At 58.7% G+C, this 12,551-nt stretch carries 14 protein-coding genes and 1 pseudogene; 6 read left to right on the forward strand and 9 right to left on the reverse strand.

Annotated elements, in window-relative coordinates; all coding sequences use genetic code 11:
- Nucleotides 1–3: 3 nt before the first annotated feature.
- Both AC1D17_RS25325 and AC1D17_RS25330 read right to left on the reverse strand, forming a co-directional pair.
- Entirely contained in the window at nt 4–294 is a 291-nt protein-coding gene (locus tag AC1D17_RS25325; RefSeq protein WP_477568046.1) for a DUF1330 domain-containing protein, read from the reverse strand.
- Nucleotides 295–325: 31 nt separating this feature from the next.
- The gene (locus AC1D17_RS25330) at nt 326–1,321 is read right to left on the reverse strand and encodes a zinc-dependent alcohol dehydrogenase family protein (protein ID WP_477568047.1); all 996 of its coding nucleotides are present in this window, start codon (nt 1,319–1,321) and stop codon (nt 326–328) included.
- A gap of 105 nt (nt 1,322–1,426) precedes the next feature.
- Here AC1D17_RS25330 and AC1D17_RS25335 point away from each other — a divergent pair, with 105 nt between their 5' ends.
- Nucleotides 1,427–2,395: an AraC family transcriptional regulator gene (locus AC1D17_RS25335; RefSeq protein WP_477568048.1), complete on the forward strand. Its 969-nt coding sequence runs from the start codon at nt 1,427–1,429 to the stop codon at nt 2,393–2,395.
- A gap of 317 nt (nt 2,396–2,712) precedes the next feature.
- Here AC1D17_RS25335 and AC1D17_RS25340 read toward each other — a convergent pair whose 3' ends face one another.
- Together AC1D17_RS25340 and AC1D17_RS25345 are read right to left on the reverse strand one after the other, a co-directional pair.
- On the reverse strand, nt 2,713–4,344 hold the full coding sequence (locus tag AC1D17_RS25340; protein ID WP_477568049.1) for a GMC family oxidoreductase: 1,632 nt from the start codon (nt 4,342–4,344) through the stop codon (nt 2,713–2,715).
- A 188-nt stretch (nt 4,345–4,532) separates the two neighbouring features.
- On the reverse strand, nt 4,533–5,330 hold the full coding sequence (locus tag AC1D17_RS25345) for an alpha/beta fold hydrolase (RefSeq protein ID WP_477568050.1): 798 nt from the start codon (nt 5,328–5,330) through the stop codon (nt 4,533–4,535).
- 143 nt (nt 5,331–5,473) lie between these two features.
- Here AC1D17_RS25345 and AC1D17_RS25350 point away from each other — a divergent pair, with 143 nt between their 5' ends.
- On the forward strand, nt 5,474–5,941 hold the full coding sequence (locus tag AC1D17_RS25350; RefSeq protein ID WP_477568051.1) for a MarR family winged helix-turn-helix transcriptional regulator: 468 nt from the start codon (nt 5,474–5,476) through the stop codon (nt 5,939–5,941).
- A gap of 28 nt (nt 5,942–5,969) precedes the next feature.
- Here the strand turns inward: AC1D17_RS25350 and AC1D17_RS25355 are convergent, their stop codons facing one another.
- Together AC1D17_RS25355 and AC1D17_RS25360 are read right to left on the reverse strand one after the other, a co-directional pair.
- A complete protein-coding gene (locus AC1D17_RS25355; RefSeq protein ID WP_477568052.1) occupies nt 5,970–6,749 on the reverse strand; it encodes an SDR family oxidoreductase in 780 nt (259 codons plus the stop codon).
- Nucleotides 6,746–7,075, reverse strand: coding sequence for a nuclear transport factor 2 family protein (locus AC1D17_RS25360; protein ID WP_477568053.1), 330 nt, complete (start codon nt 7,073–7,075; stop codon nt 6,746–6,748). The genes AC1D17_RS25355 and AC1D17_RS25360 overlap by 4 nt, the downstream gene beginning before the upstream one ends.
- Nucleotides 7,076–7,213: 138 nt before the next feature.
- Between AC1D17_RS25360 and AC1D17_RS25365 the strand changes: the two genes are divergently transcribed.
- Nucleotides 7,214–8,110 (forward strand): LysR family transcriptional regulator, encoded by an 897-nt coding sequence (locus AC1D17_RS25365; protein ID WP_477568054.1) that lies wholly within the window; start codon nt 7,214–7,216, stop codon nt 8,108–8,110.
- A gap of 156 nt (nt 8,111–8,266) precedes the next feature.
- Here AC1D17_RS25365 and AC1D17_RS25370 read toward each other — a convergent pair whose 3' ends face one another.
- Nucleotides 8,267–9,151 (reverse strand): LysR family transcriptional regulator, encoded by an 885-nt coding sequence (locus AC1D17_RS25370; protein WP_477568055.1) that lies wholly within the window; start codon nt 9,149–9,151, stop codon nt 8,267–8,269.
- Between the two features lie 117 nt (nt 9,152–9,268).
- Between AC1D17_RS25370 and AC1D17_RS25375 the strand changes: the two genes are divergently transcribed.
- The 3 genes from AC1D17_RS25375 to AC1D17_RS25385 all read left to right on the forward strand — a co-directional run bounded on the left by AC1D17_RS25375 (nt 9,269) and on the right by AC1D17_RS25385 (nt 11,216).
- Nucleotides 9,269–9,730: a VOC family protein gene (locus AC1D17_RS25375; RefSeq protein WP_477568056.1), complete on the forward strand. Its 462-nt coding sequence runs from the start codon at nt 9,269–9,271 to the stop codon at nt 9,728–9,730.
- Between the two features lie 85 nt (nt 9,731–9,815).
- The gene (locus AC1D17_RS25380; protein ID WP_112849385.1) at nt 9,816–10,649 is read left to right on the forward strand and encodes an oxidoreductase; all 834 of its coding nucleotides are present in this window, start codon (nt 9,816–9,818) and stop codon (nt 10,647–10,649) included.
- Between the two features lie 222 nt (nt 10,650–10,871).
- The gene (locus AC1D17_RS25385) at nt 10,872–11,216 is read left to right on the forward strand and encodes a hypothetical protein (protein ID WP_477568057.1); all 345 of its coding nucleotides are present in this window, start codon (nt 10,872–10,874) and stop codon (nt 11,214–11,216) included.
- A 386-nt stretch (nt 11,217–11,602) separates the two neighbouring features.
- Here the strand turns inward: AC1D17_RS25385 and AC1D17_RS25390 are convergent, their stop codons facing one another.
- A complete protein-coding gene (locus AC1D17_RS25390; protein ID WP_477568058.1) occupies nt 11,603–11,929 on the reverse strand; it encodes a hypothetical protein in 327 nt (108 codons plus the stop codon).
- A gap of 81 nt (nt 11,930–12,010) precedes the next feature.
- Nucleotides 12,011–12,551, reverse strand: a pseudogene (locus AC1D17_RS25395) (hypothetical protein); the annotation flags it as partial.

The raw sequence follows: 12,551 nt of genomic DNA on the forward strand, positions 1-12,551 counted from the left end.
GGCCTAGCTGACCCCGTCGATGATGAAGGAGCGATAGTCTGCGCCCAAGAACCTGTGCTTCACAGCCGCCTGGTATACGGGGTTGTCGTAGAAGGCGCGGGCGGCTTCCATGGTCGGGAAGCTGGCCATGACGACACCTTCAGGAGCGGCGCCCTCGAGGGCATCCAGAGGGCCGTAGGCGGCAAGCACGGTCGCTCCCGATTCCCCGAGCAGTGGCGTCACTAGTTCGGCATAAATCTGCAGTTCAGCGGCGTTCCGACTGCGCTCCCGAATGAAGATTGCGTAAGCGGTCATACCAAAATCTCCTTGAAAGTTAGCGACACCGTCAGTTGCGAATAACGACCTTGCCGAAGACGTTTCGGCTGGCGAGGCGCTCATAAGCGGAATGGGCGTCCTCGAACGCAAAAACGCTGTCGATCACCGGGCGGATCTGGTGCGCGGCGACAGCGCGATTCATCTCCTCCAGGTCGTTGCGATTGCCGACACTGATAAYCTTGTAGGTCGCCTGGCTGAAGAACAGCTTCATGATATCGATCGCTTCGCCCTCCATGCCTAGCGCGCCGACGATCGAGACCTGGCCGCCTTCGCGGATCGAGCGAACGGACTGGGCAATGGTTGCCGGTCCGCCCACCTCGACGATACGGTCGGCCCCCAGGCCACCCGTCAAATCACGAACCGTTTGGTGCCAATCCCGTGTCTCGCGGTAGTTGATGAGCGCGTCCGCACCAAGAGCAGTCAGCTTCTCGAACTTGTCGCTGGACGACGTGGTAGCGATGACGCGCGCGCCCAATGCCTTTGCAAACTGGATCGCGGAGAGAGAAACACCACCCGTCCCAAGCGTCAGAACCGTGTCGCCAGGCCCGACACCCGACACGGCCGACCATCCGGTCAGGGCGGCGCAAGGTAGCGCGGATGCTTCCTCGACAGTGAGATGATCGGGGACGGATGTCAAAGCTTCCGCACTGGTCAGAAGATACTCCGTCAGCCAGCCATCATGCTCTTTCTGGTATTGCTCGCGGTGCGCGGGAATGCGGCCCCCGAACCAGTTTGGAAAGAAGCTGCTCATGACGCGGTCGCCAACGGCGAACCGCCGAACGCCGTCGCCGACAGCTTCGATCACACCTGCGCCGTCCGACAGCGGTACGTGGTTCTCCACGATGCCGAATGGATAGTGGCCCTGGGCAATGATGATGTCGCGGAAGTTCAGCGAACTGGCCTGGACACGAACCAGAACCTGACCGGAACCGACCTCCGGAAGAGCTTCCTCGCGGACCTTCAGAGTGGTCATGTCGCCTGACTTTATGTGGCGGTAAACTTTCATCTTCAACTCCATGCTTGACTGTGACGCCAATCTAACATTGAGAATTCGGATGAATAATGCCGCGCAGTCTGCTATTTATATCCGATCGTCCAATCCGGAGCTGTCATGAACCCGTTCGATGAAATCATCCACCAGATGCAGGTCGAGACATCCCTTTACGCTCGTCTGCATCTCGGCGCGCCTTGGGGCATTCGGTTCCACACTGGCGAGCACGCTCGACTGGTCGTCATATCCGGAAGCGACTGCTTTCTGCGGTGGGAGGGGATAACCGATCCTGTCAGGCTAGCCCCAGGCACCTGCATGATTGTTCAGCCACAGGTCACCTTCGATCTGTCGGATGTGCCTGATCAGCGTGTGATCGCCTGTGAAACACTGGTGACGTCGGAAACGGACGGCGCGGTGGCTTACGGCGGAAGCGGTACGCAAACCGAGATCGTCTCAGCTCGCTTTTCCTTCGATGCCGTCGCGGCGGAGCCCCTGTTTCGCTCCATACCCGTACTGGTTCACTTCCCGCTTAACCAAACGCATGCCGCTTTGATCAGGGCGACCCTTGATCTCATCGGTATGGAGACCAATGCCGGTGAGCATGGTTCAGGGTTTGTAGTTGATCGCCTAGTCAACACATTGTTCGTGCAGGCGCTGCGTGCGCTGTGCAGCAACGATACAGGCACGACAAGCTGCTGGCTTGCAGGCCTCGGCGACCGACGGCTGGCGCGCACGATCCACGCTGTCCACTCCGATCTAGCGCGGCGCTGGACTGTCGAAGATATGGCGCAGGAGGCCGGACTTTCGCGTTCGAGCTTTGCTGCCCTGTTCAAATCGGTGGTTGGTGAAGCGCCGCTGGATTACCTCACGGGCTGGCGCGTCTACCGCGTCAAGATGCTGCTGACCGGAACGGACGAAAGCCTGCTGCGCATCGCCAACCTGGTCGGCTACGATAATGACTTGTCACTGAGCCGAGTGTTCAAGCGAAGAACAGGTATCGCGCCGGGGAGATGGCGGCAAATGATGAARCAGAAAGGCACGGTTCATCTGGAACGTGCCCCGGTCGATGCCGAATTGGAAGTTGCATGATCGCATGTCGTTGCACCGGGATGTTTCACAGGAGGCCTGACGGATTGTCGAGGCAAGTTAGTAGAGTGACTCTGTCGCTGCGCCTGACGAGTGGAGAAAACAGCATTGCATTCAAAAATTCCTAGCGCCGTGAAAGAATACGAACTTACGGCCTGCAAATCTCTAAAGTGCTCATCACGCTGAATATCCATGACAATGTCCTTTATCATGGATAGTAAAAGCAGCGAATGAGAAGTGTTTGCGAGCCGTAGCTGCAGTCCAATAACGCGAAACCCGGCGATCCGCTTAGCAAAGCGCCAAGTTCCTCGTTCCTGAAATTAGACCGACAAAGCGGCGGGTTGGCTTTGAGCAGACAGGCCATGTACCGCCCGGATCAAATCGGCGGCCCTCTCTCCTATAACCACGCACGGCGCCATCGTGTTGCCGGTGGTGATCCGCGGCATGATCGAGGAGTCCGCGATGCGAAGGCCCTCGATGCCGTAGACCTTAAGCTCGTTGTCTACCACCGACATGCTGTCGCATCCCATCTTGGCGGTACAGGATTGATGCCAGTAGGTGACGGCCGAGCGGCGGATAAAGTCGATCATGCCTTGTTTGTCGCGCGGCCCCGGAGCGGTCTCGCCCGTTACCAAAGGTCTGAAGGCCTCACTGTTTCCGAGTTCGCGGCACAACTCGACTGCGGCCAACGCGGCGGCCATGTCTTCTGGCTCAGTGAGTGAGTTTGGTTCGATCAGGATAGCGTCGTTTACATCGGGGCCAGAAAGCCTCAAACGGCCGCGGCTTTTTGGCTGTGCGAGGCCATTGAACATCGTCCACCCGTGCTCCGGTGTTTCAAGACCGGCCTCAAGCGGCGACGGAACAGCGAACTCCAACTGGCACTGGAGGATGTCAGGCTGGGACAGACGTGCGTCGCTTTTCCAATAGATGTTTGCCTCGCAGCCGCTCCCGCCGATTGCTCCCGGTTTTCGGTAGGCCCAGGTGCAKCCGAAGGCGAGATGATCCTGATGATTGCGGCCAACGCCCGGCAAGTGTTGCAGGACTGGAATGCCGTGGGAATGCAGTTCGTCTTCCGGGCCGATACCGGACTGCATAAGGACTTTCGGCGTGTTGATCGCCCCAAGTGACAGCACCGTTTCGCAATGCGCCATGAACTGGCGTCGCCGACCATCGATCAGAGCTTCAACTCCTCTCACCCGCTTGCCATCGAAGATGAGACGCGTAACCAGCGCCTCTGTTATCACCGTCAAATTTGGGCGCGATAGCAGCGGATCAACATAGGATGCAAACACGGTTTCCCGCTTGCCTTCCCGGATACGTAGTTCGGCGATCGATGCGCCGCCAGAGGCCTCCATCATCTCGCCGTTCGTGGTATCAAAGAGGGGAATTCCTATGGCGGATGCCGCGCTCAACAGGGCCTCCGCCACTGGCTGGGGAGACCGAGGCTGCGCCACGTATGCAGGCCCACCTACCCCGCGACGAATAGGGTCCGGAGCGCCTTGCCAATCTTCGATCCGACGATAGTAGCCAAGGATCGATTGATAGCCCCAGGCGTCATCCCCGGCCTCGGCCGCAAAGTGGTTCCAGTCTTCTTTGTGTCCTCTGGCCCATACCATAACGTTGATGCTCGAACCGCCGCCAAGCCCTTTGCCCATGCTGAGAGGGAGTCGGCGGCCATCCAGGCCAGCCGCTGGCTGTCCGACAAAGCCCCAGTCCCGGGTCGATCCGAGATTGAGTGGCCATTGCGCAGGGTTGGATACGGTCTCGGATTCATCACCTCCGCCCGCTTCAATCAGCAGAACGGTCGCGTTTCCATCCTCAGCCAGCCGCGCCGCGACAACCGAGCCGCTGGACCCGGCGCCGCAAACGATGAAGTCGTAGACATCACCGACCGCGTCATGCGGGTGAAACGTGTTTGCCGGTACATTTTCGTCATGGGTATACAGTTTCACGTAAGATCCTCCGTGAATTCATTCTGATAAATTTGCTGAAGTCGTGGTCGCGAGAGACGAGGAAATGCTCATGGATCCTGGAAGGATCCTACGCCCTACTGGCGTCTCGCTCGGGTTTGCAGTCTGTTTAACAGATGTGCTTCAGCGTCATCGGGAGGGTGTCGACCGTCCCGATGACGCAAAGTCGGTCATTGCTTTTTCGCCGACGCGACCTTGGCAGCCTGATCGATAGTATCGGCGATGACCGCCGGCTGTGTCATGAACAGGGCGTGGCTTGCCGACACCTTGGTGATCTTGGCCTTGATGCGCTCAGCCATGTGGATCAGCATCGCCTGGTCGAAGGCCTTGTCTTCGGTGGCAATAACGGCCCAGCTCGGCTTGGTGCGCCAGGCGGCATTTTCGAGCTTCGTGCCGAACGCCGACATGTTGATCGGAACCTGCGAAGCGCTCATGAACGCGGCTTCGGCATCGCTTACGTCATGCGCAAAACCGGCCTTGAATTTTTCCGTGCTGACATAGCCGAAACCATCCTTTGTGGTCTCGATGACGAACTCCGAAGCAGGYGCAAAGCCTTCGTATTGCTGAGCCGTCGTCTCGCCGGCATCAGGGGAGAGCGCGGAAACGTAGACGAGGCCTGTCACCTTCGGATCGACGCCAGCCTCGGTGATGACCGTACCTCCCCAGGAATGACCAACGAGAATGACCGGACCATCTTGTCGTTCGAGCGCACGCTTGGTGGCGGCGACATCGTCTGCAAGGGACGTCAACGGGTTCTGCACGATGGTGACGTGATAGCCGCGTTTGGTCAGATTGTCGTAAACACCTTTCCAGCCGGAACCGTCCGCAAACGCGCCGTGAACCAGAACGACGTTTCTTACGGATTGATCTTTGGGAATGATGTCGGCGGCATTCGCTGCCGGTAGTGCAACCGACAGTGAGGCTGCAGCTGCGATTGCGGAAATGGTGGTGATGGACTTGCGCGTCATGGCTTTCTCCTCTGGTAATCGCAATAATAGTTATCGCGATATCTATTAAGTTTCACATCTCGATCGTTACGTCAACATGATTCTTATCGCGATATTGGTTTTCGTAATAAGTTCGATTATATGGATGTCGATAGGAGCTCAAAATGACCCAACGCCATAACGCCCCCCCGCCCCTGCGCGACCAGCTATGCTATGCGATCTACACTGCCGGGATCGCTATCCAGCGCGCTTACAAGCCCGTTCTCGATGAGCTTGGGCTGACCTATCCGCAATATCTCGTCCTGAACGTTCTTTGGTCGCAAGACGAACAAACCGTAGTCTCTATCGCCGATAGGCTTGCTCTCGAGTCCAGCACGCTCACACCGCTTTTGAAGCGCCTGGAAGCCGCTGGGCACTTGCGTCGGACGCGCAACCTGAACAACGAACGACAGGTACTGGTCGCACTGACAGACCAGGGTCGTGCGTTGCAGCACCGGGCAGGCTGCCTCAGCGACACCTTGCTTGCAGCCTCGACCCAGACACCCGCTGAACTCGCTGCCTTGAACCGCGACGTGCGGCATCTGCGTGACGCGATCTACTCCCAGATCGGTGGGTGGGACGCACCCGCCTGATCTGGACGGCAGTAGATGGCCTCAATGCTCAAGCGGTGGGAACAGTCCCGCCGTCAATCACATGCTCCGTGCCGGTGATGGACGATGCCCGATCCGAGGCAAGGAATGCGATCAGGTCTGCGACCTCTTCCGGTTTGGCCGGTCGTCCGAGCGGTATGCCACCGAGCGAGTTCATGATCACCTGCACCGCGTCGTCGTAGCTGATACCGGCTTGCTCAGCTATGCGCAGGGCCAGACCATTGGAGCCCGGGCTTGCGATCCAGCCCGGAGAAACCCGCACCACCCGTACACCCTTCGGAGAAACCTCCTTGGAGATGCTTTTGCTGTAGGTGTTGAGCGCCCCCTTGGCCGATGCGTAACCGGTCGTCGCTTCCGGGAGCGGAAGGTTTCGCTGGATCGAGGTGACGTGGATGACGACACCGCTTCCCTGAGCGACCATGCCAGGGATCAGAGCACGATCGAGCCTGACCGCCGGGAAGAAGTTGAGGTTGAACTCCTTGTCCCACTCCTCGTCTGTGAGCGCAGCAAAACCGCCTGAAGGTGCCAAAGAACCGCCCAGCACGTTCACAAGGATATCGAGGCCGCCGAGTTCACGATGCACCGCGTCAACGACGGTTTGAACCCCCGTCGGGGTGGTCAGATCGGCTTCCACGAATRCCGCGCCGGAGAAATCTGTCGGCTTGGTGCGAGCGCTGGTCACCACACGAGCGCCAAGCTCCTTGAAGAGCGCTACAGTTGCAGCGCCGGCGCCCGAAGTGCCGCCGGTGATCAGGGCGCGACGGCCCTGCAATGTGAGGAACGGGGTCATACCGTGATCTCCAGTTCGGCGAGCTTGTCGCCCGCGAGGACGAAGAAGAACCGCAGGTCGATCGGGCTTCCGGGGAAGTTACCGACGGCGTGGGCCGTCACCAGGGTTTTGCCGTCTTCACTGGTGATCAGGAAGGGCTCGACCGTGTAGCTGTACTGCTGGCTTTCGTCGGCCATCCACGCGCGAATGGCATCCCGGCCCCTATGGGTTTTGCCCTTATCCTTGACGATACCGTTTTCGGTAAACGCCGCCGCCACTGTTTCGGGCCCTCCATCTCGGTCAGCATCGAAATAGGCTTCGATGCCCTTGGGTAGCTTGATTGTCATCTGTGTCCTCCAATCCTGTTTCCAGCCTTTACCGGCTGTAACCTCGACCCTCTTCCGGCCGACAGGGTCAAACTAATGCCGAATGATTGACATGATAACTGGGACAAAGCAGGATGAGGAATTACGAAAAGAGGGACAATGGCGCGATCTGTTCTTACCGACCTCGATGCCGTTCTGAGCATTGCCCGCTTGGGCTCGTTCCGGGCCGCAGCGCTAGAACTCGGCATGTCCACGACCGCACTGAGCAATGCCATCGCGAAGCTTGAGCAGCGCCTGGGCATTCGCCTGTTCAACCGGACAACGCGCAGCGTTTCGCTCACCGACGGGGGAACGACCTTTGTCGAGCGCATTGGACCGGCAATGACCGACATCCACGATGCCATGCTCGCGGCTCAATCGCTTCAGGATACTCCGACCGGCACATTGCGAATAAACGCATTTGCTTCGGCGGCTCGGGAGGTGATGGAACCGCTCATCCTGTCGTTCATGCGGCGTTACCCCCAGGTGCATGTTGATCTGGTCACGGAGGGCAAACTCGTCGACATCGTCGCGGCCGGCTTCGACCTGGGCCTGAGGACGGTTGATCTCGTTCYGAACGACATGATCGCCGTGCCGCTCGGTCTGAAGCGCAGCAATGCCGTCGTCGCGTCGCCGGACTTCCTGAACACTCATGGCAGGCCAACCGTACCAGCCGACCTGTACCGATTTCGCTGCATCCGTGCGCGTCTACCCAACAACGCCTTGTTTCGTTGGCGGTTCGAGAAGGACGGGAACGCCGTGCAGATTGATGTCCAAGGCTCGATCACGCTCGACGAGCCAAGTCTTGTCAGGATAGCGGCTCAGAATGGCGTTGGAATTGGATATGTCATGGAGGCGGATGTGCGCGATGACATTGCGGCCGGTCGACTGGTGCGCGTTCTCGAGGATTGGACCCCGTCCCTGGCACCGCTCGCGTTGTATTATCCTGGTAGGAAGAACCCGCCGGCCGCCTTCAGTGCATTCATACAAGCTGCCCGCGATTTTGCGAGAACGTAATCGCCAAGTGCGTATTTCCAGGCCTTTGCGACGTCGTGGCCCTGTCGCATTCGCGGCACCAGGGGTCCGGGAACGGCGTGCGGAAATCAATTGTCCGGAAAGGGTTTCATTCTGTTCCTTGGTCTTGGCGGGATGAACCGCAGGTGCCCCTTTCATTCAGACGCGCAGCGCCTCGATGACGGCGCGCAGGCCAGCCGACAGGTATTTCCGCGTCGGGTAATAGAGATAAAGCCAGTCCTCGGGCGCACTCCAGGATGCCAGGCATTCGACCAGGCTGCCGTTCTGGACATAGGAACGCGCGCGCTCTTCCCAGACATAGGCTAGCCCGACGCCCGAAAGTGCTGCCTCGACTATCAGTTCATGGTCATCGAGCGACAGAGACCCGGTCGGCTCGAATTCGATGATCTTTCCGGCGCGACTGAACTCCCAGGCATAGGGCTTGCCGCTTGGATAGATATTGCGGATGCAGACATGCTGATGCAGATCATCGGGGGTTTTGGGGAGCGGATAACGCTCGAAATAGGCCGTGGAACCGACGACGGCAAACCGGAGCCGAGGCTTGATCTTCACAGCGGTCATGCCATCGCGCAGGCTTTCGCCAAGTYGAATGCCAGCATCGAACCCTTCCTCCACAATGTCGACAAGCCGGTCGGTGGCCACGATTTCCAGCTGGAGACCGGGATTTTTTGCAATCAGCGGGCCAATGACCGACCGGAACACAAACGGCGCCACCGAATTGGGCGCGTTGATGCGCACCTTGCCGAACGGCGTGTCACGAAACTGGTTGAGAGCATCGAGCGCCGATCCGATCTCGCCGAAAGCCGGCGATAGTTGCGACAAGAGCATCGCGCCGGCATCGGTCAGGGCCACGCTGCGGGTCGTCCGGTTGAGCAGGCGAATACCGACGCGCGCCTCAAGATTGCCAACGGCATGGCTTATCGCCGAGGCCGTCACCCCGCGCTCCTCGCCAGCCCGGCGAAAGTTGCGGTGACGGGCAACCGCATCGAAGGCCGCCAGTTCCGAGAGATCCGTGCTGCGCATTGTCAAATCTCACTCATCATTGACAGGAAGATTATCCCTCTAATTCTTATCGTTGAAAAGGTCCAGATTTCTCCTCGCAAACCGGCGCTGGTGCCGGACCACACAGGAGACAAGACAATGGCCGACTTCATTCCTCCCGCACGCAACGCTGCATCGCCCTTCGCTGACATGCGCGGTCATCACGTTGCCGTCCGCACGCCGGACCTCGAAACCGCCAGGCGCTGGTATGTCGAGAAGCTCGACTTTCGTGTCGTTGCCGAGTGGGACTATGCCGACGAACAACTCGCCTATCTGGCACCCGCCACTGACGACCATTTCTATGTGGAAATCCTTGGCGGCGGAGATCCGTCGCCAACAGACGTCCGTCCCTATACCGATCTTGGCGACAGTCTCAAATATGCCGGATACCACCATTTCTGCCTGAATGTCGAAAGCGTTGATGCCACCGTCGAGGAACTGCGCGCACGCGGCGTCACCATCGTCACTGAGCCGTTCGAACTGCTGGCGATCAACCGTCGCCTTGCCTTCTTCTGCGATCCCTTCGGTAACCTGATCGAGCTGGCAGAAGTCCTGCCGTGAGCTTTTCCCACCCGGCTGGCCATCCCGGTATCGCGGTGGTCAGACGCCCCCTCCCTTATCTCCTCGAAAATCAAGGAATATCCTCATGAAAATCTGGTTCATCACCGGCGCCTCGCGCGGCTTTGGCGCCCTCATCACTACGCGTGCTCTTGCACAGGGCGACGCCGTCGTCGCCACCGCCCGCAATCCAAAGGCGATCACCGAGCGGTTCGGCGAACACCCCAACCTGCTTCCGGTCGCCCTCGACGTGACCGACGACAGCCAGGCGACCACAGCGGTGAAAGCCGCGATCGATCGCTTCGGCCAGATCGATATCCTGCTCAACAATGCCGGCTTTGGACTGATGGGGGCTGTCGAGGAGGCGACGGCATCCGAAATAGAGGCTGTCTATCGCACCAATGTCTTCGGCCTCCTCAACGTAACCCGCGCGGTCCTGCCCTCGATGCGCCGAGCGCGTTCCGGCCGCATCCTGAATATCTCATCGATCGGCGGCTATCGCGGCGCCGCTGGCTTCGGTGTCTACTCCTCGACGAAATTCGCGGTCGAAGGGCTGAGCGAAGCTCTGCATGACGAACTGGCACCGCTTGGCATTCACGTCACGGTCATCGAGCCGGGCTATTTCCGCACAGATTTCCTCGATAGCTCCTCCTTGTCGGTCAGCGGCGATATCATCGGCGATTACGCAGAGACTGTCGGCAAGGTGCGCACCGTAGCTACAAGTCTCAGCCATAACCAACCCGGCGATCCTCAAAAGCTGGCAGAGGTTCTGATCGCCTTCACTGACGCCCCCAATCCGCCAGTGCGCCTGCCGCTCGGTAGTGACACAGTCGCCGCGATCGAGAAAAAGCATGCACAAGACGCTGCCATCCTCTCCGAATGGCGCACCGTCTCGGTGTCGACCGACTTCGCCGTTGGCTAATGACGACGCTCGTCTGGTTAAACTTCGTCCGATGGGAGGTCGCCTTCGGGGCCTCCCATCGCCTTGAAGGGATTTGAACCGACGACCGGATGTATTGAGGCATTATGGCAGGTCAATTTCCGATATTCCTCAGACAGTTAGAAATCGCAACTCGTTCTCGGCAGTCTGCGCCCATGTGATGACGTAGCCGCAAGCGCCCGCCGGCCGGTGCTTGATCCAACGATGATGGCGTTGATCGATACCGACCCAGTCCAAGCGGTTGTCTTCTCCTGGCGGCGCCTGGAAGCAGCAATGGTCGAACTCGCCGATCAGCACAAAGTCTGGCTCGACCTGCGCAGTGCGCGCAAGAGCGCGGAACAGTTGCGACAGGTCGGCGCCATCTCGGCAGAGATGGTGGAAGTCATCGAGTCGCTCTATTCGACCTACAAGAGCGCGATGCACTCCTATGACTTCGCATTGGATAAAGCCTCGATCGTTGAATATGTGCTGTTGACGATCGAAACTCGGGACGCGATCCACAAGACCCTCGCCAAGCGGGCAGAAAATCACAAGACTCATTCGAATTGATCACCGGAACGGCATCGGAGCCTTTCGGACCTCAGAGCGCGGTTTCATACTACCAAGACATTCATCAACGCCTCGGACCGGGCGGACAATCCGTCATCCCGATTTTTATGCTCGGAGCCTTTAATGCCGCGATATATCCAGGAAGCCATCGAAACCCGCCGCGTCAAGACGATAAGGCTGACGGAGGCCGATACGCAGGCACAGGCTAAACAATTGTTCGCCAGCGGCGAGAAGACCCTGCCGGTCAGCGAGGAGACCCTCGAGACGATTGCGATCGAGTACGCCAATGTGACCGAGAGTTCTCTCGGACCAAGAATCGCCCGCGTCGCGCGACTGAGGGTGGCTCTCGGGCCGAAAATGACGACTGATATGAATGCGCTCGTGGATTATCTTGAGCCGCTTCTTTTTGCGGATGATGCGAATGGCAGGCCGTTCGAGGGGCGCAGGACGGACAGGCCATCCTTCAAGCGTTCGGCCTGCTCGCCGATCTCGCCGAGGATCTTGACACCGATAGGTGATACGAGTCCGAAAACACGAACTGCGCCTGCTGCGGAAAAGATACGCAAAAGATCGGCGAATACTATGATGTGAAAGATGCGATCTGGCAGGAGGCGGGCAAACAATTCGCGAAAGAATGTTCTTTGCGTGGGCTGTCTGGAGGAGAAGCTGGGGCCGCCGCTGGTGCCGGAAGACTTTTCGAATGCGCCGGTCAATCTGAATCTTGCCCGCAAATCGGCACGCCTGCGCCAACTTATGGGCAAATGAGGCGAGAGTTTCAGCCGGCCGCGCCGACGTCAAGCCTGCTCAGAAACGGCATCCTCCTCTCCGAAATGGTTCGTCCTTGTAAATGAGAAGAGCACGCGCCGGCCGGGACCGTGCCAAAGCAATTCGCCATCCTTAACGAAGAAGTGCGTCACACTTGGAAAGACGTCGTGATCGAGTGGCTCTAACGCCCGCGGATTGTGGTAGATCTCGATTTCATCCGACCATTTCTCTACATAATCCGGATCCTCGATATTGATTTTGAAAGGAATCGGATCGACCGCGTCCGGATCATAATCGTACAGGCCACCAATCCTGTGGAGCACGACCTTCGGGTCGCCGAACCCTGCGAGCACACCCATGCGATTGAACTTGGCGGTTGTTCCCGCGTTCGAAAAGAGGACGGCCGACACGTGCCGATGCTCTTCCTGCCCGAAAAAATTGGTGGGAACGACCTTCGTTCCAACGACGTGGGCGCTCAGCCGCTTTTCGATCGCCTTCTTGTAATTGGGATGTTCCTTGCGCAGTTCGACGCCCACTCCATAGAGATAAAAGGACAGAGCAGTTTGCGAC

Source organism: Pararhizobium sp. P1_E7 (assembly GCF_056405855.1).

What these genes read in the sequence shown, in the direction of transcription:
- AC1D17_RS25325 (WP_477568046.1), bottom strand. Translation starts at nt 294, where the DNA reads ATGACCGCTTACGCAATCTTCATTCGGGAGCGCAGTCGGAACGCCGCT.
- AC1D17_RS25350 (WP_477568051.1), top strand. Translation starts at nt 5,474, where the DNA reads ATGACCCAACGCCATAACGCCCCCCCGCCCCTGCGCGACCAGCTATGC.
- AC1D17_RS25360 (WP_477568053.1), bottom strand. Translation starts at nt 7,075, where the DNA reads ATGACAATCAAGCTACCCAAGGGCATCGAAGCCTATTTCGATGCTGAC.
- AC1D17_RS25375 (WP_477568056.1), top strand. Translation starts at nt 9,269, where the DNA reads ATGGCCGACTTCATTCCTCCCGCACGCAACGCTGCATCGCCCTTCGCT.
- AC1D17_RS25380 (WP_112849385.1), top strand. Translation starts at nt 9,816, where the DNA reads ATGAAAATCTGGTTCATCACCGGCGCCTCGCGCGGCTTTGGCGCCCTC.
- AC1D17_RS25385 (WP_477568057.1), top strand. Translation starts at nt 10,872, where the DNA reads ATGATGGCGTTGATCGATACCGACCCAGTCCAAGCGGTTGTCTTCTCC.